Origin of the sequence: Shimia isoporae (assembly GCF_004346865.1) — a bacterium.
GTDB classification, from domain to species: domain Bacteria; phylum Pseudomonadota; class Alphaproteobacteria; order Rhodobacterales; family Rhodobacteraceae; genus Shimia; species Shimia isoporae.
Genome location: NZ_SMGR01000006.1, coordinates 102,937 through 120,728, shown reverse-complemented (window position 1 = coordinate 120,728; position 17,792 = coordinate 102,937). Strand labels below are relative to the sequence as shown.

Below are 17,792 nucleotides of genomic sequence, written 5' to 3'. Positions count from 1 at the left end.
CGCCCCGTCTGGCGTCCCGTTAGCGCCTCAGCGCCGCCGGTGAGGGGGGTTCTAAGGTTTACTACCAACAGCCGCAAGCGCTTTTTTCAGGTTTTTTCAAAAAACATGCGCCGCCCCTGAAAAATAACGGAAAACCGCCTGTTTTTTGTTCCCTTGGGAGGTGTTTGCGGGGGGTAATGCGTGGTTTTATCCGTCCGAAAGGGCCTGAAACTCGGATTGTGACCATGAATCACGCGAGTCGAATGACCGATTCATGTCGATTCAGACGGAGTCAGGGGCGACTCGAGGCAATTTTAGCATCGAGTCGCCGGAGTTTTGTAATTTTCTCCGTCAGGAGGTCTCTTCCGCCGCCTCTGACTCGGCATCATCATCCGAGTCGTTCTGTTTAGGCGCTCCAACATAGCCGGCAACAGCTTGCAGGATTCGGAAAGCCGTTGAGGCATCGTTCTCGACCACAGCCATAAACTCACTCTCGCCAAGACGAAGTGTTTCGAGGTCAGATTTTGCGAACATATCCAAAGCACGTTTTTCTTTGCGTAGTAGAGCGAGCTCTCCCACCAAAGTTCCCGGCCCCGCAACAGCAACCAAATGGCTCTCGCCCTCCGGCGTGTCGTAACCCAAGCCCGCTTCCCCTTCGAGGATCAGGTAGGCTCCATCTCCGGGATCGTCCCCCATGCGGAAAACGTATTCGCCTTTTTCCGCACGATGCCACTGCGCACCGAACGCCAGAAGCCGCAGTTGCCGGCGTGAGAGGTTGGCGAACATCTCGGCTGAAACCAGAGCGCGCATCTTGCGACGCAAGTCGGCACTGGCGGCATTGTCGGTTTCTGCTACCGCGCCTGTACCTCCATCCTTAAGTCGCCCATGCTCCAACTCCAATACGGTGTCGAACGCATCGGCGTCCTCAAAGTCGTCCTCAAGGTACAGGACCGTGGTGTCGGGCAGCAGGTTGCGCAGGTTGAATACAACCTGGCTGCGCTGGCCGTCTTCGAACGACGCCAGACATCCGTTTAGAATGAGAACGTCCGGTTTCTTGATCGCCGCGCGGCTGATTGCGAGTGGTTCGGCAAATGAAGCCGGAAGCCCTGCCCCACCAATTCCTGAGGGAACAGCATAGATCAACTCGGCGACCTCTTGCTTCATCCCTGCCTCAGCGAGCTTCTGCGCGACAATATCCCTGATTTGCTCGCCGCGTGCACCGGCGCTTGCAGACAGCTTTCCGTAAATCGCGTTCTCCAGAACCGTTAGGCCGGGCGCAAAGGTCTGTTCATTGAGCGGTGCAAAGTACACCACCAACCATTCCGCAAGTTTTTCGGCCTCGTTTTGGCGCAACTCTATAATGCTGTTCTTGAGTTCTTCGGTGAAGCCCGGACCAATGCGCTCTGCAGACACCTCAAATGGAAGCTCGAGCATCTGGACCAGCTCTTCGCGCTCCATATTGGCGAGACCAACTTCGCGGCTTTTGCTAACTAGCCCGACTTTGCGGGTAAACACATCAGGGTTTAGTCCCAACTGCTGGAAGAGCGGGTGATCCGTGCCGTCAACGCCGAAAGTCTGGTTCAACATCTCGATGACTTCTCGCGACATGCGCAAAATGCCGTCTTCAATATCCAACTCGTGCAAGAGATCCAAGAAATCTCCGAGACCGGCCTCTTCCACATCTCCCATCGGACGACGCGGAGTGGCAAAAAACAGGTTCGCAGCGACAGGAAGCGCCGGGTTGTATTGCGTTGGATCGAACCGGTAGTAGGCCTTGTCCAGCCCGGCTTCGACCAGAGCAGCCCGGATCTGTGGCCTTAGCTCTATGAGAGCTTGCGCAAGGTCAGAGTGGTCCTTTTCTTCAAATGGCTGATCCAAGCCTCGCCGGAACAAAGCGTTGCCTGCGCCGGTGGCTTCCATCAACTGCAGCCAGAAGGAATGGACCTCATCTTCGTCGCGCATACCGGCCAACTCTGGATCGACCCACTCAGAGAATATCTTGTCGGTACTGTTGCCCGTCCGTTCGGATTCATAGGCGCGTTTTTTGGCCTCGACTTCTCCAAGTGGATCAGCCAACTCAGACATCGGGCGGCGCTTTAGAGGCATCAAGACGTTCTGGCCAAAAGTACCTTCGAAGACATATGGCTTCGGGTCTGCATAGCCTACACGCGTCGCGACCACCCGCTGGTGGAGATCATTCAGATGGTGCCCGCCCAGATCAATAGTGCCGCTTACGGGTGTGATTTCGCGGGTAAACAATTCTGCAATCGCACGTCGTTCTTCGGCGTCCTGTGATTTGACCCCGACAACTGCGCCCTTCGCAAGCGATACCGATATGTCTTCGAGAACCGTGTCGCCATCATGATCACGTACAAAGACGTCTTTCATGACCAACTCACCCGCAATTCTCGGAATCTCGTCCGGCTCGCCTTCAAGCAATTCCTCATCGACAATGCCCGGCGGGCTGAAGCGATCCACGATCAAATCCCAGCGAACAGAGAGGTCGGCGACGCGGTTGTAATAGTTGAGCAGTTCTTTCCAAGGTGAGGAGAGATCCTTGTAGGCCGCCAAAGCCGCTACCAGGGCACCAAGCGACACTTGACCGCGAATAACCAGAATCCCGCCAACCAGATAAAAGAAGAACGGCGTCAACTGCGTGATGAAGTTGTTCAAGAACTTCATAAAGAACTTCTTGCGGTAGATTGTCAGGCGTATCAGGAACAGCGTTCCCAGACGCCGGGTGATCAGAGACATCCTGTGACGCCACCCGCCATTCACGCGCAACTCGGGCGCGCCTGCAGAAGTCTCGCCAATTTCGGCAGCCAGAAGGCGAACTTCTTTGATCCGGTCTTTGTTGTGCAGGTTGATTTGGCGCTGCAATTTTGGGATCAGCCACGCCTGCAGAGGAATTAGAGCAATCGCGGCTAGTCCAAACCAAAGGTTCTGCATGAACAGAAATGCGAGAATGGTAATCATCTGCCCCGCCTGCATGACAGGCAGGCTTACAGCGTCGCCCATCATGCCCCCCATGGGTTCGGCTTCGGCTGTGATCATCGACACCAGCTCGCCTTGGGAAGTGCGCCGCAGGTACGGTTGAGGAAAACGCGTGATACGCCCGATAAGTGTGTACCGGAAACGACGGAGCATACGCTCTGACAGAATGCCCTTCATCGTGTTGATGCGCATTTTCATCAGGCCATGCGCGAGTACAGACAATAGAAATGCCACGCTCAAGACGACTAGGAATGTTTCCTGGTCCATTTCGTAATTGAACACATCAATTACGCTTTGCCCTGCGTCGATCGCATCGTTGATGATCCGCTTGGGCAGCTCCAAGGTGAGGAACTGTAAGGGGAAGAGGCACGCGGTCAGAACCAGAAGTACCATCTGGTCGCGCTTCGAGTACTTCCAAATAAAGGAAAACAATGTGCGTTCGATAACGTAGTCCCCCAGATAGGAGCAGGTCCGGCCTGCTCCCCTGCCCGATCAATCTGATGCTATCAACGAAGCCTTTGACAATTCAAACGCTTTCTTGCGACGCTGTGTATTGAAGTCGAGACGGCATTTGCGCAGCAAGCTTTCTGTCGTTAGGCTCGCTCCAAGAGGGGAAAAAGGGACGCCGTCGATGGACGACCTGAATATGGTCTTGTTGCTGATCGCAGCGCTGCAAATCAAACATCTGTTTGCAGACTTCTTTCTGCAAAATGCCAAGATGATCATGGGCCGCGAGAAATACTGGCACATGGGGCGTGCCCAGCATGCTGGAATTCACGCTGTATTCTCGATTGGAGTGCTCGCAGTTTTTGGCACGCCACTTGGAGCGCTTTCCGCAATTGTGATCGCGGAGTTTGTCATCCACTTCCACATAGATTGGCTGAAAGCGCGCTATTCCGTGAATAGGAATCTGCAGCCCGACCAGCCGCTTTATTGGTATGCAATGGGAACAGATCAGGCCGCACACCAGCTCACTTATCTTGTGATGGTTTGGGTCTGGCTCTGCCTCTAGGCGTTAAGGTCCGAAATTGCTGCGATCGTCCCGGACCGGGTCACGCAAAATGCGCGGGCCTTTGACCACGGTGCATTCGATGATCCACGCGGTGCAATAACCAATCTTACGGCTTCTCCGACTGGCACCCCAGCCATAAACCTTGTTTTCAGCTCTCCCAGCGACTGGTTGGAGTAGTTTGAAAAAGCGGCCTCGACCAGGGCGCACAACAACATTCCCGGAACCACAGTGCTTGAAAGTCCGGCAGCGCGGGCGGCGGCTTGGTCCGTGTGGATAGGGTTATCGTCGTGCGCAAGACGCACGTAGGCCTGAACCAATTCGGAAGAAATCCGATGTGTTTTCGTATCAATCGCGGCCTCGCCAACCATGCGCGGGGCAAAAACCGCTCCTTTGAGAGCCGCGACCTGCTGAGGTGCAACAAACCTGAGCCGCGTTTCGATTTCCCCTGTCAACGCCTCGCCTTGAAAGCAACCGAACTGGAAGCGTGCGGATGCTGTGGCCAAATCGCAAGACACCGACAGCCTATCGACATTCATGTCGCCATCGTACTCGCGCCAGAAACGTTGTGTCTCATGAACGGTACTCAAACCACTGGGCGGCTGCATCCTGTCCCGTACCGACGCCAATTCTGGCGCGCCCAACATGAGCGCAGACTGGGTTACCGTATTGGAGCGGGCTCGCACACCGATTGCGCCCGCGACCAAGCTATGAAATTCGGAAAGCGCCTTGGCAGAAGTTTTCGGAACGTCTGTAAATGCCTCTTGAAGCGAAACGTCAGGCATGGGCTTTTGCGATCAGGGTCGCGTTGATCCCGCCAAACGCAAGCGAGTTCGACATTACTGCGGAGGTCTCGATTTTCTGTCTTCGGTTCGCTACGGGCTCAAGTCCAATTTTAGGATCGACCTCGGAAAAATTGATCGTGGGAGGCGCGTGTTGTGCCTGGAGCGCACCTATCGAAGCGATCAATTCCAAAGCGCCAGCTGCCCCTAAAGCGTGCCCATGAATTGGTTTCGTCGAAGACACTTTCACGGCGCCCAAGTCCTCACCAAAGACTTCGCGTAACGCCGCGACTTCGTTCACGTCATTGGCGACAGTACCGGTGCCATGCGCATTGACATAACCAACGTCCTGCGGCTCAAGATTAGCGGCTTTCAACGCTTGGCGCATACACGACACCGCACGTTTGGGATCTGGTCGCAATAGATCGGCGGCATCAGAATTGCTGCCATACCCCACCAACTCACAAACAATTTCCGCGCCTCGCGCCTGCGCGCTTTCAAGGCTTTCCAGCACAAGAACGCCAGCGCCTTCGCCCAAAATCATTCCATTTCGATCTTTGCTGAAGGGGCGATTAAGGTCCGCTGTCATGACGCGAAGAAGTTCCCAAACCCGAAAGACCCCGCTTTCAAGGCATGCTTCTGAACCGCCGGCGAGGCAGCGATCAACCTGCCCCAAAGCAACCATTTGCCAACCCATTCCAATGGATTGGCTTGCCGACGAGCAGGCCGTCGCGAGACACAGCGCCGGTCCCGTCGCACCAAACTCCATAGAAACCCAGCTTGCCGCGGCGTTGTTCATGATCTTGGGGACCGACATGGGATCAAGCCGCATGCTGCCTTCGACGGCAAATTTCACATAATTGCGGTTCAGGGTCTGCGCACCGCCGAAACCCGAACCGATGGACACGCCACAAGCGTCGCCAAAGTCAGCTTCGCCAAGTCCAGCCTGCGCCACTGCTTCGCGCGCCGCCATCAACGCATAATTCGCCACAGGATCACGCATCCGGTTTGCCGTTGCATCTTCCACGGTAGCCAGATCAGCCTCGGACAGGCGGCCGGCGGTCTTCACCCGCTGCACGTCGAGATCTTCGAAAGATATTGATTTCACGCCGGAATTTCCGGATTGCGTGGCCTCTATGAGCGCCTTTGCTCCCAGCCCGCAGGCGGACACAGCGCCCATGCCCGTGACGACGACGCGGTGCATGTCAGGCAGCCTGATGCTCTTCGATCTTGGAGATCGCGAGGTTGAGCAAATCCTGAACAGTTTCTACGTCGGTCAGTTCGTTATCGACCGAGATGTAGGCGCCCCATTTTTCCTCTATCGCCATCAGGATCATCACAAAATCAGCGGATTGAATGTCGAGATCTTCGAGCCGCCTGTCTGGGGTGATATCTGCAATATCAACCATGCCTTCCTGCGCGACCATCTCCATCAGTTCCTTGGTCAAGGTCTCGCGATCGGTGCTCATGGGTGTCCTTCCGGCGCTAAAGTCTGCATTTGCCGGCGCCCCAAAAAACGCCGAGCCTTGCGATAACTCTAGGGCGCTATTGCAAAAGTTTCCAGATGGAACTTGCGTCTGGTGCTACGGTAAAACGCCCGGCTGCATCGCGTCGGCAAAACGTCGGTATCGCGTCGGTATTTTGTGCAGCGCGCAAACCGGGATCACATGCCCGGGTCAACCGGCTCGATCACAGCTCCGCCACCTTCGACCCAATCCTTGAAGCCGCCGAGGTTGTGCACTTCCTGATAGCCCATGTCCTTCAGAAGTTTACCTGCCAGCGCAGCCCGCCCTCCTGAGGCGCAATGCAGGATCACGGGACGATCCATGCGCAATTCCGGATCATGGAACTGCGTTGCCGGATCAGCGCGAAACTCCAGCATGCCCCGCGGGATGTGATGGCTGCCCTCGGCACGACCGTTGGCCTGCAGCTCCGGCGCATCGCGCACATCCAGAAGAAGCGCACCGCCGGCAATCTTGGCCTGAGCATCAGCTGTTGAGATTTTGGGTACAACCGCATGTGCAGCGGCAAGAAGGTCGGCGGCAGTCGTCGGCATGGAACTCTCCTGTGTCTGAACAACCCCAGCCTAAAACACATTCCGGTTTTTGCAACTCAGATGCAGAGAAGGCGTCAGGTGCCCGGACATAACAGAGAGGAAGCCCCTCCAAGTCCGAAAACCTGACGCCTTCGTGGAATGTCCACACCCGCGGGGAAACCCCAACAGACATTTTCATTCGCTGCTCGGGCAAACCGGGCGATCCTCAAGGAGGAGCCATCTGATCCGCCTCTGCTGCGGGATACGAACCCTGTCACATCCACCCGACCGCGAGGTTGCCCCCTTGACCGGATCTCGTCCCAAAATTCGCTCCCCCCTACCGACAGGCGGGGCAAGCCCCATCCACCGGTCCACGCGCTGGTTTTTTGCGCTGCCTTCCCGCCTCGGGTTGATGGGGTCCGCTCAATGAGCGCGCCCAATCTCTTCGCGACGTTTCGGCCAGCGTCCTGATGCCTTCAACACGGTGTCTGGATGCGTTGCCGCTTCCGTCCTCCGCTCCGACCTCAAGAGACCTTCGCGTCCCGCCTGGAGCCTTTTGACGTGTGTCTCACGACCCCTTGCGTTGACTTAACGTTGGGTCAGGAAGGCCGAGTCGGGCAAGAGAATTTTGTCGAGGGCTGTGGGCAGGTGGGTGGGCAAGCCTGTGGATAAGATGTGGGGGATGTGGGGATGGGTTGGGAAAAGGGTTTTTGTCGGCAGGCTTACAGACGGACAAATGTTTTTGGCTTGGTTTTGGGAAGAACCACAGAGGGCGCGCCTGACCCTGGGAGGAAGCGAAAGCGCCCTCCCGTGGGGAGTGAAGGCCGTCTTGGAATTGATCCAGTGGATCAATTCAGGCCTGAACGGGCGGAGCCCAAGGGCGCGGCCCGTGCGAGGCACGGGCTAGGAAGCAACCTCTTCTTTCAAACGCTCAATCGCCTCTATGGCTTCTTCGGCGCTAATCAAAAACCACTCACCGTTTTGGCGTTGTGGCTTGAACTCAGCGTGCGCATTTTGCTCAATGGAATGCGCGGTTTTTCTGTCCTTAAAGGTCCACTTCTTTTTAAGAACAAGCTGGTCGTGAAAGGCTGTCTGAAGTCTGCGAAGCCGATCTTCACAGTCTGCCGCGATCCCAATTTTCACAGCTCCAGGCCCCTGGATCACATATACATCGCAAGTTGTTAGCAACTTGGAGTTAGTTAATTGGCGGCCTGCAATGTATTCCAGCGACGCTAAAAAGCGCTCCGCGGTTCCCACATTTTTCCCGGCCATATCCCCTCCTTCAATGTAGTAGGTAAGAAACGTTTCAAGTCTACCCGGGGTTACCTTTAACCAGTAGTTTTTACCGTCTTTGCGGATATCAGTGTTTGGATCAAAGCCCGCCATTGTCTATTCCAGTGATTTGCCCATTTTTTCTCGCCCACAAACTAAGTGGGATTGGCAAAAATGCTGTTAACCGGATCTCTGATCCGGATCGCGCCCGACCCCGCCCCCCAGGGCGGGTGCGATTTTGCAACGGCGCAGCAAATCGCAACGCTGGGGATTTTCGGATAGCGAAACGCAAACCGGAGAGCCGCCCTCGGGGTCGGGCGCGATCCTTAACGTTAGGCAGACGGCCACCATGGCAGGTCTTGGAAATTCACACCGTCCCGCCACTGTTTGCCGCCCTGCCCCCGCAGTACGTCCGCCCCGCGAAGTTGGTAGGCGATCTCGGCAAAGTCGGCCAATTTCAGCAGTGGAGCCCAGAAATCGCAGGATTTGGCGAGATGCCAGAGAAAGACATCGCTGTGATCCAAGCCACTCAGAGCGCCATCTACGTGGGTTTCCAGCGATGCCATCACTGCCGAATGGCAGTCAGGGTTGTCCTGAACAGTAGCAAAGGCAGGGCTACCGCGGCCTTCTTGTTCGGCGAGACGCACAAGGTCGTAGATCAGGGATTTGCTTTGTTTAGACATACGGGCACGATGCATGTGCCGTTGCGGTGGCGCAATAAGAAAGGCCGCTCGAGGAGCGGCCTTTGGGTGTTTTGGGGCAAGTGTTGTGCGCCTTAAGTGCTGGGGCGGGCACGAGTTTTGGCTTTGCCAAAAAGCTTTCGCCCGCTGGCCTTGTAAAATGGCCGACTTTTAGTCGTCCATTTTCAAGGCGCTGATAAACGCTTCCTGAGGAATATCCACCTTACCGAACTGGCGCATCTTCTTCTTACCAGCCTTCTGCTTGTCCAGCAGTTTCCGTTTCCGCGTGGCGTCGCCGCCATAGCATTTCGCGGTAACGTCCTTGCGCAGCGCCGAGAGCGTTTCGCGGGCAATCACCTTGCCGCCAATCGCCGCCTGGATCGGGATTTTAAACATGTGGCGCGGGATGAGCGTCTTGAGCTTTTCACACATCGCGCGGCCACGCTGTTCGGCACGGTCGCGGTGCACCATCATCGAGAGCGCATCCACCGGCTCGTCGTTTACCAGCACCGACATCTTCACAAGGTTGTCTTCGCGGTAGTCTTCCATCTGATAGTCAAAGGATGCGTAGCCCTTGGTCACCGATTTCAGACGGTCGTAGAAGTCAAAGACCACTTCGTTGAGCGGCAGGTCATAGACGCACATGGCGCGGGAACCGGCATAGGTCAGGTCCAGCTGAATGCCGCGACGGTCCTGGCAGAGTTTCAGCACGTCGCCGAGGTATTCGTCGGGCACAAGGATGGTGGCCTTGATGCGCGGCTCTTCGAGGTGGTCAACCTTGGACATGTCGGGCATGTCGGCGGGGTTGTGCAGCTCGATCATCTCGCCGTCTTTCATGAAGACGTGGTAGATCACGCTGGGCGCGGTGGTGATCAGCTCGATGTTGTATTCACGCTCGATGCGGTCACGGATCACTTCGAGGTGGAGAAGACCGAGGAAACCACAGCGGAAGCCGAAGCCCAGCGCCGCAGATGTTTCCATTTCAAAGGAGAACGACGCGTCGTTGAGGGCCAGCTTGTCGATGGCGTCGCGCAGGTCTTCGAATTCCGCGGAGTCCACAGGGAAAAGGCCACAGAAGACCACCGGCTGCGCAGGCTTAAAGCCCGGCAGGGCTTCTTCGGTGCCGTGACGGTCGTTGGTGATGGTGTCACCGACACGCGTGTCGCGCACTTGCTTGATCGAGGCGGTCAGGAAGCCGATCTCGCCGGGGCCCAGGCTGTCGACCATCTGCATCTCCGGACGGAAAACGCCCACACGGTCGACGTTGTGCAACGTGCCATTGGACATGAATTTGACGCGTTGGCCTTTTTTGAGCGTGCCGTCCATGATCCGGACCAGAACGATCACGCCGAGATAGGCGTCATACCAGCTGTCCACCAGCATAGCCTTTAGCGGGGCGTCGATGTTGCCGGTAGGTGCCGGCAATTCCCTGACGATGGCTTCGAGCGTGTCGTGAATGCCCTGCCCCGTTTTCGCCGACACCTGAATGGCGCCGGTTGCGTCGATGCCGATGACGTCTTCGATCTGCTCTGCCACGCGGTCACAATCAGAGGCCGGCAGGTCGATCTTGTTGAGAACCGGCACCAGCTCATGATCTGCTTCGATCGCCTGATACACGTTGGCGAGGGTCTGCGCCTCGACGCCCTGTGTGCTGTCCACAACCAGAAGCGAGCCTTCGACCGCTTTCATCGAGCGGGAGACTTCATAGGCAAAATCGACGTGACCGGGGGTGTCGATGAGGTTCAGGACATAGGTCTCGCCATCATCGGCCTTGTAGTCGATGCGCACGGTGTTGGCCTTGATCGTGATGCCACGTTCGCGCTCGATATCCATGCTGTCGAGCAGCTGTTCCTTCATGTCACGGTCTTCCACCGTGCCCGTCTCCTGGATGAGGCGGTCAGCAAGCGTGGATTTGCCGTGGTCAATGTGCGCCACGATGGAGAAATTGCGGATTTTGGACAGATCGGTCATGGATCGGGATATGCGCAGAAAAGCCCATGTGGTCAAGGCAGGTTGACGCTTCCGGATGATGAATTGATAGGCATCGGCATTTGCATGCCGCAATGGACCGGCACAAATCAGTAGAAAATTCACAAAACTGTTGGAGAATCAGGTTTAGTGGGGGCCATGACCGCTGGGGAGGGTCGAATGGCACTATGGGGAAAGGCGCCAGCCACTGGGCGCCAAGGACTGGATTTTCGCAACCACAGGGATGAGCCCAAGGGGTATTTCGCGGATGTTCCGAAAGAAATCGCGCGCAATCTTGCGCTGCTGACCTTGTTGGCAGGATTGGGCATATCCTATCTCAACACTGAGACAAGCACGCGGACACAGGCTTTGGCGGCACCGTCCCAAGTCTCGACCGCGCCTGTAACGCTGGCCTCAGCGAACTAAGCAGGCCCGTCCATCAAAAAATCGCTCGGAAGCGCGTGGTCGCGTGGCGCTGTACTTTGTGCTATGCAGACGCATTGTTTCTGTATTTTTTGAGGTGGCGTTATGGCCCTTGTTACGCTGAACGCACCGGAATTTTCCGGCGTTTCTATTGATCCCGACTACATTTCCGAAGACACACTCAAGCAAATAATGGACGACGCCCCTGCGCCGCGTTCTGCTGACAGCGAAACCCCTTTCGCAGCCCTTCTCGAAACCGGCGCAGATCGAGAAACAGCCATCGCTGCAGTGCGCGATGCTGTGGTGAATGGAGGATTGCTTGAGGACGAGTTCTCCGCCCTGATGGGAGAAAGCGACACTTCTGTCGATCCTGCAGCGCTGTTTGACGAAATCGCCGATGACTATCGCACACTGCCCACAATCGAGGACGCCACAGCCAAATTCGATGCCGAGAACGCGGGACTGTCGGATGCGTTTGTATTGGTCACCAACGGTGACATGGTCGAACTGTTGATCGACGGAGAGGTCCGTTTGGAAATGCCGGCGATGATGGCAAAAAAGAAGAAACTCGACAAAATGGTTGCCCTGATCCGCCTGTGCCTCGATGTGATTGCGCTGGCTTTTGCCTTGCTCGACATACCAATCGCGAAGAACAAGAAATGGGCAAAGGATCTCGCCGAAAGCTTGGGCAATGTAAAAAAATGGCTTGATGACGCGGAAGCGTTCTTCTCCAAGTTCGAAGAAGCCTATAAAATTTACAAGAGCGCGCTGGGCGACAAATTGGCCGGTGATGCGCGAGGCGCGAGCAAGGCAGAAGCGTTTGCCCAAGCGGCCAAGGCCTTTGCGTCTGGCCTACTGGCTACATTGAAATGGCTGGCGAACAAAGGCTGGGCGCTCCTGAAAGCTCTCATAAAGATGATCTTTTCAAACTGGCGTGCAATTGCCAGAGCTCTGGTGGACATCGCGATTGCAGCGCTTGAATGGGCCGGAGCGGGGGCAAGCAAAGTGGCAAAAGCTGTGGTGAAAGCAATAAGCTGCGCTCTGGACGTTCTGGACGACGTTGACGCGTGGCGAGCTGCTTAGCGCCTCACGGCAAACTGAACAGATCAGTTCACTTTATTCGCGCGAACCTCTTGAAGGTTGCCTTGCCCGACCCAAGATTCTGGGCGAGGTTTGAGGGAGGCCCGCGTCAGGCGGGCCCATTGTCAGGGAAGACATTCATGCGCCGGCGATTGACCACTTTGATGTGTGCGGATTTGGTGGGGTATTCTGCCCTTATGGGCGAGAATGAAGCCCTAGCCGTGGCCTCGGTTCAAGAGTTGCGCAAAACGCACCTTGAGCCGGTTGCAAAAGATCACGGCGGCGAAGTTCTCAAACGCATGGGCGACGGTTGGATTTTGTCGTTCCCAAGCGTTGAGGAAGCGTTGGATTGCGCCGAAGAGGTGCAGAGCAATCTTGCGGAGCACGATGTGATCAAGCTGCGTATCGGTTGCCACATCGGTGAGATCGTCGAAGACGAAGCCGATTTCTATGGAAACGGAGTGAATATCGCCCAAAGGATCGAAACCGAAGCACCTCCGGGCGGCGCGATGTTCTCCGAAGACCTGTTCCGGCAACTTTCCGAAGATCGCCAACAGGAGCTCAACGACGCGGGCGTTTTCAATCTCAAAAACATCGCCACGCCAATCCGCCTGTATCAATGGCGCCCTGCCAATCTGACAACAGCACCGGACAAAGGCCAGTTGCCATCCGTCGGGTTCGAGCCGTTTGCTGCGGCACCGGAAACACCTGACAATGCCGCCATCGCTCAGGATTTGCACGATGGTCTGGTTCTTTTGTCGATGAAGCGCACGGGTGTCATGACCGTAGACGCGGACAGTTTGGAAAATACGCCAACCGACTATCTTGTGCGCGGACGTTTACGGGTGGCCGGATCGCGGGCACGATTTTCGTTGTCGCTGATCTTGCGCGAGGACATGCAAACGCTTTGGACCGGCACCTATGAAGGGGACCCGAGTGATCCTTTCGCTTTTGTTGACGAGTTGATGCCCCGACTTGAGGGCGATGTACGCATTCAGACGATTTCACGTGACGGCGATCGTCTGGCGCATCTTAGCGTCAATCAGTTGAGCGTTTCCGAGTTGCGCGCGCGTGCTGCAACCATGTTCTTCAAGCAGAACCTTGAAAGCTGGTCACAGGGACTTGAAGCGCTTGATCGCGCCGTGCAACTCAGCCCCGGTGACGGCATGTCGCTTGCAATGCGGGCGCAAAGTCGTCTCAACCTCTGGAGCGTCAATTTCGCCGAGGAAGACCCCGAGGTTCTGGCTCAGTTGGGAAGAGACCTTGATGTCGCCATCGAGGAATGTCCTACAAGTGACTTTGTTTTCTGGGCACGCGGGGCTTATCGCCTGAAGGTTCTGCGGGATCTCGAAGGTGCGGCCAGTGACATTGCCCGCAGCCGCGAGATCAATCCGAACTTTATTGGAATCGTTGACCTGATTGCGCAGAAATCCTTCCTGGAAGGCAACTATGAAGGCGCGCTGGATGCCTTGACCATTTATGAGGAAATGGGCAGCGAGGATCCGTTCCGGGTGAACCGGCTTAGCTTCAATGCGCGCGTTCTTCTTGGCGCCGGAGAATTCGAGGCTGCCCGCGTGGCCGCCTTGGAAGCGGCTGACCTGCGCCCCATGGACCGTGGCCTGCAGCTGTTGAAAGCCCTGACATGCAGCAAAGCTGGTGATGAAACAGGCCTTAAGGTGGCGCGGGAAGCGGCGGACAATTTGCCCAAACTGCCATCGGTTTCCATCAATCGTCTGGCTCTACCGAACGAGCTGGAGTGGCTGAACACCGCGCTGCATCCTGACGCGGACCCAGTTTGATCCAGCTGAATAGCCCGGGCTCTAGTCTTGCTTAAGGCGTCTGGCGGCCAGCCAACTTAGCGCCGCCATGAGCGCCGCCGTGAACAGACAAAGAGACAGACCGCCAAGCTGATAGCTTAGCCCAGACAGCAATGTCCCTAAAAGACGGCCTGCCGCGTTGGACATGTAGTAAAATCCCACATCCATCGTAACACGCTCGTCCGATGTGAAGGCGAGGATCAGGTAGCTGTGCACGGACGAATTCACCGCAAAGACAAAGCCGAACACAAGCAAGCCGACGATCAGGATCGCGGTGAGTGAGTAGGAAGTTTCAAACAGAAGCACGGCCGCCGTCAGCGCCAATGGGATCAGCGTCAGGTAGCCCACCCAGTTGATTGCCTTTTGTACAATTTCAGGCGTTGTCGCATTCGCGGCTTTGAGGATACGCGGTGCGTTGCCCTGCACCGCTCCGTACAAGATGATCCAGACCGCCATGAAAATGCCGATGATAAAGAACGCCTCACGCCGGCCTTCAGCGGTGCCATCGGACAAAACGGCGTTAAAATAAACAGGAATACCGACCACGAACCAGACGTCGCGCGCCCCAAACAGGAACATGCGCGCGAGGCTTAGACGGTTCACATTCCTGTCCTTGGAAAAGACCTGACTGAACTTTGCCGATTTGGACCCTTGGGGCAGGCCCGAGGGCATGAAGGCAACGACACCGGCCAGGATGACTACAAGAATGATTGCCATGCCCCATACCGAGGCTTGAAAACCCCAGACTGCCAACAGGGCCGCACCCAGAAAGAACCCACAGCCTTTGACAGCGTTTTTAGACCCGGTAAGGATTGCGACCCACCGGAAAAGGCCGCCACCGTCTTTTGGCGCCAGCAATTTCACTGCGGATTTAGAGGACATCTTGGAAAGGTCCTTGGCCACGCCTGAGGCGCCCTGCACGCACATCACGAATATCACTGATGCGGTCACACCCCATGCCGGGTCGAGTTGGGCAAGCGCGACAAGAGCCAAGATTTGAATCGTCAAACCGGCATAGAGTGTGGAGGTCAGTCCAAACCGCGCCGCAATCCATCCGGCCGAAAGGTTGGTGACGATGCCCATGACTTCGTACAAAAGGAACAGATACGCCAACTGAATCGGTGAAAACCCGAGTTGGTTGAAGTGCAACAGAACGAGCATACGCAACGCGCCGTCGGTGAGCATGAAAGCCCAGTAGGCGGCGGTGACGGTGATGTAGGCGGCGAGGCCGTCTGGCTTCTTTGTCTGGGCGTCGGTCATCAAGATCACTCGGGTATGGCCCGTGCCAGAGGCACGAGCCGGAGTTGTTTACAAACTGGCAAGCACCATCCGCGTCACATCCGCAAGACGGAAGGCATACCCCCACTCGTTGTCATACCATGCATAGATTTTCACGTGACGGCCGTTGATAACGCGCGTGGACAGTGCATCAACAATGGTGGAGCGGTCATCATTGGTGAAATCGCATGACACAAGTGGGCGGGTTTCAAAGCCCAGGATGCCGTCCAATTCGCCGGCCGCCGCTTCTGCGAAAAATCCGTTGACCTCTTCGACTGTGGTGTCGCGGCTGACGTCAAACACGATGTCGGTCAAAGAGGCATTCAGGAGCGGCACACGCACCGCCGTGCCATCGATCTTGCCTTCCATATCCGGGAAGATCTGGATGATCGCCTTGGCGGAACCTGTGGTGGTGGGGATCAGGCTGTTGAGGGCGGAACGCGCCCGACGCGGATCCTTGTGGGCCTTGTCGACGATCACTTGCGTGTTGGTCACATCATGGATCGTGGTGAAACTGGCCTGTTCGATGCCGAGTTTTTCGCGGATGACCTTTACCACGGGGGCAATGCAGTTGGTTGTGCAAGACGCTGCCGTGATGACACGGTGGACTTCCGCGTCATAGATCCCGTCGTTCACGCCATAGACAATATTGGCCACGTCATCTTCTTTCACCGGTGCGGAGACCACCACCTTTTTGACACCCGCATCAAAGTACGGCTGCAGTTTGGCGTTGGTCTTGAAGGCGCCGGTACAGTCGACGACCACATCTACGCCCAGCTCCTCAAGCGGCAGATCCTCGATGTTCCATGCCGCCGTTTTGCGCATTTTGTGACCGTCAATGGTGATGCTTTCCGCATCAAATGCAAAATCAGCGCGCCAGCGGCCGTGTACGGTATCAAACTCCAGCAAGTGCGCGTGCAGTTCGGCGTCGCCTACCGGATCATTCAGCAGCACGATCTCTGCCTCGATGCCGAGGTCAAAGAAGCTGCGCATGATGAGCTTGCCGATGCGGCCGAGGCCATTGAGTGCGATCTTGGTCATGGGAACAAACCTTTAGGATTGAGAGGGGAACCAGCCGCGTGTGCGGTTGGCGAAAGCGACGAGGCTGAGCATCACTGGCACTTCGACAAGCACGCCGACGACGGTGGCCAAAGCGGCCCCTGAGCCAAGCCCGAAGAGTGAGATGGCTACCGCGACAGCGAGTTCAAAGAAGTTGGACGTGCCGATTAGCGCGCAGGGAGCAGCGACTTCGAAAGGAACTTTCCAAAGGCGTGCGGCTCCATAGGCGATGAAAAATATCCCGTATGTCTGGATCAGCAGCGGGACAGCAATGAGAAGAATGTTGAGCGGTTGTCCGAGGATCACCTGTGCCTGAAAGCCAAAAAGCAGGACCACGGTTAGCAGCAAGCCACCCACGGAGGCGGGGCGCAGGGTGTTGCGGAAGTCCTCAACCGCGATCTCACCCCCCTGCCCCAACAGGCGCTTGCGCGTGATATAGCCCGCGACCAGCGGCAGAAGGATGTAAAGCACCACCGACAGGATCAGGGTTTCCCAAGGCACGGTGATATCCGTTACGCCCAGCAGGAAAGCCACGATCGGCGCGAAGGCAAAAACCATGATCACGTCGTTCACGCTGACCTGCACCAAAGTGTAGTTGGCGTCGCCGCGCACAAGGTTGGACCAGACGAAGACCATCGCCGTGCAAGGTGCCGCGCCAAGCAGGATCACACCGGCGAGGTATTCGCTGGCGGTCTGGGGATCGATCCACGGCGCAAAGATGTGTTCAAAGAACAAGACGCCCAGCGCGGCCATGGTGAAGGGTTTGATCAGCCAGTTCACCACCACCGTGATCACCAACCCCTTGGGTTTGCGCCCAACGTCCGACAGCGCGCCAAAGTCGATGCCCACCATCATCGGATAGACCATCGCCCAGATCAGGACGGCCACCGGCAGGTTGACCGAGGCAACCTCAAGCGATGCAAGCCATCCGAAGATGTTCGGGAACAGGCTGCCGAACAGCAACCCCGCCGCAATGGCAATCGCCACCCACAGCGACAGCAAACGTTCGAATGTGCCGAGTCCGGCCTCGGCCTGAAGCGCGTGGTCACTCATGCGCAGATATCCTTGTCTGTACAGGTTAAGTCCGCGATCAGCGGCTGGCACAGCTCCGGCCGTCCGCCACAGCAATCCTGCAATAAAAACCCAAGCAGCCCCTGAAGCCCGTTGGTGTCTGCAAAGTAGCGGATTGCCCGCCCTTCGCGCTGGTTCTTGACCAACCCAGCGTTCAGCAAAACCGACAGGTTCGCCGACAGGGTGTTCTGTTTCACATCCAGAGTTTCAGCAATATCTCCGGCCACGAGTCCGGTGTCTCCGGCCTCGATCAAAAGGCGGAACACATCCAGGCGTGTTTCCTGAGACAGGGCGGCAAACGCCGATAGGGCACTCTTTTTTTCCATAATTCATGAATTATGGATA

16 protein-coding genes are annotated in these 17,792 nt (G+C 56.5%); 4 read left to right on the top strand and 12 right to left on the bottom strand.

From position 1 onward, the window contains the following. Window positions 1-330 precede the first annotated feature (330 nt). Entirely contained in the window at window positions 331-3,366 is a 3,036-nt protein-coding gene (locus BXY66_RS19955) for a cyclic nucleotide-binding domain-containing protein (protein ID WP_132862178.1), read from the bottom strand. 238 nt (window positions 3,367-3,604) lie between these two features. Between BXY66_RS19955 and BXY66_RS19950 the strand changes: the two genes are divergently transcribed. Further along, complete coding sequence (locus BXY66_RS19950) at window positions 3,605-3,985, top strand: DUF3307 domain-containing protein (protein WP_132862177.1); 381 nt, start codon at window positions 3,605-3,607, stop codon at window positions 3,983-3,985. Here the strand turns inward: BXY66_RS19950 and BXY66_RS19945 are convergent. The 7 genes from BXY66_RS19945 to lepA form a co-directional block, all read right to left on the bottom strand. Then, on the bottom strand, window positions 3,982-4,767 hold the full coding sequence (locus BXY66_RS19945) for a MaoC family dehydratase (RefSeq protein WP_132862176.1): 786 nt from the start codon (window positions 4,765-4,767) through the stop codon (window positions 3,982-3,984). The two genes, BXY66_RS19950 and BXY66_RS19945, sit on opposite strands and share 4 nt — an antisense overlap. Beyond that, complete coding sequence (locus tag BXY66_RS19940; RefSeq protein WP_132862175.1) at window positions 4,760-5,968, bottom strand: beta-ketoacyl-[acyl-carrier-protein] synthase family protein; 1,209 nt, start codon at window positions 5,966-5,968, stop codon at window positions 4,760-4,762. The genes BXY66_RS19945 and BXY66_RS19940 overlap by 8 nt, the downstream gene beginning before the upstream one ends. 1 nt (window position 5,969) lies before the next feature. After that, the gene (locus BXY66_RS19935; RefSeq protein ID WP_132862174.1) at window positions 5,970-6,233 is read right to left on the bottom strand and encodes a phosphopantetheine-binding protein; all 264 of its coding nucleotides are present in this window, start codon (window positions 6,231-6,233) and stop codon (window positions 5,970-5,972) included. Between the two features lie 194 nt (window positions 6,234-6,427). Continuing rightward, complete coding sequence (locus tag BXY66_RS19930) at window positions 6,428-6,820, bottom strand: rhodanese-like domain-containing protein (protein WP_132862173.1); 393 nt, start codon at window positions 6,818-6,820, stop codon at window positions 6,428-6,430. Between the two features lie 882 nt (window positions 6,821-7,702). After that, on the bottom strand, window positions 7,703-8,185 hold the full coding sequence (locus tag BXY66_RS19925) for a GIY-YIG nuclease family protein (protein ID WP_132862172.1): 483 nt from the start codon (window positions 8,183-8,185) through the stop codon (window positions 7,703-7,705). A gap of 218 nt (window positions 8,186-8,403) precedes the next feature. Beyond that, the gene (locus tag BXY66_RS19920) at window positions 8,404-8,754 is read right to left on the bottom strand and encodes a hypothetical protein (protein ID WP_132862171.1); all 351 of its coding nucleotides are present in this window, start codon (window positions 8,752-8,754) and stop codon (window positions 8,404-8,406) included. A 168-nt stretch (window positions 8,755-8,922) separates the two neighbouring features. Beyond that, the gene (lepA, locus tag BXY66_RS19915) at window positions 8,923-10,722 is read right to left on the bottom strand and encodes a translation elongation factor 4 (RefSeq protein ID WP_132862170.1); all 1,800 of its coding nucleotides are present in this window, start codon (window positions 10,720-10,722) and stop codon (window positions 8,923-8,925) included. Between the two features lie 177 nt (window positions 10,723-10,899). Here lepA and BXY66_RS19910 point away from each other — a divergent pair, with 177 nt between their 5' ends. From BXY66_RS19910 to BXY66_RS19900, 3 genes are all read left to right on the top strand, one after another. Then, window positions 10,900-11,145, top strand: a complete 246-nt coding sequence (locus BXY66_RS19910) for a hypothetical protein (RefSeq protein WP_132862169.1) — start codon at window positions 10,900-10,902, stop codon at window positions 11,143-11,145. 102 nt (window positions 11,146-11,247) lie between these two features. Beyond that, the gene (locus BXY66_RS19905; RefSeq protein WP_132862168.1) at window positions 11,248-12,225 is read left to right on the top strand and encodes a hypothetical protein; all 978 of its coding nucleotides are present in this window, start codon (window positions 11,248-11,250) and stop codon (window positions 12,223-12,225) included. 137 nt (window positions 12,226-12,362) lie between these two features. Further along, on the top strand, window positions 12,363-14,021 hold the full coding sequence (locus BXY66_RS19900; RefSeq protein WP_132862167.1) for an adenylate/guanylate cyclase domain-containing protein: 1,659 nt from the start codon (window positions 12,363-12,365) through the stop codon (window positions 14,019-14,021). Between the two features lie 21 nt (window positions 14,022-14,042). Here the strand turns inward: BXY66_RS19900 and arsJ are convergent, their stop codons facing one another. Genes arsJ through BXY66_RS19880 form a run of 4 tightly spaced genes read right to left on the bottom strand, consistent with a single transcriptional unit; the run spans window position 14,043 to window position 17,773 of the window. Further along, entirely contained in the window at window positions 14,043-15,299 is a 1,257-nt protein-coding gene (gene arsJ / locus BXY66_RS19895; protein WP_132862166.1) for an organoarsenical effux MFS transporter ArsJ, read from the bottom strand. 48 nt (window positions 15,300-15,347) lie between these two features. Beyond that, entirely contained in the window at window positions 15,348-16,358 is a 1,011-nt protein-coding gene (locus tag BXY66_RS19890) for an ArsJ-associated glyceraldehyde-3-phosphate dehydrogenase (RefSeq protein WP_132862165.1), read from the bottom strand. A 12-nt stretch (window positions 16,359-16,370) separates the two neighbouring features. Continuing rightward, a complete protein-coding gene (gene arsB, locus BXY66_RS19885; RefSeq protein ID WP_132862164.1) occupies window positions 16,371-17,429 on the bottom strand; it encodes an ACR3 family arsenite efflux transporter in 1,059 nt (352 codons plus the stop codon). Beyond that, window positions 17,426-17,773, bottom strand: coding sequence for an ArsR/SmtB family transcription factor (locus BXY66_RS19880; RefSeq protein WP_132862163.1), 348 nt, complete (start codon window positions 17,771-17,773; stop codon window positions 17,426-17,428). Before BXY66_RS19880 ends, arsB begins: the two co-directional genes overlap by 4 nt. Window positions 17,774-17,792 lie beyond the last annotated feature (19 nt).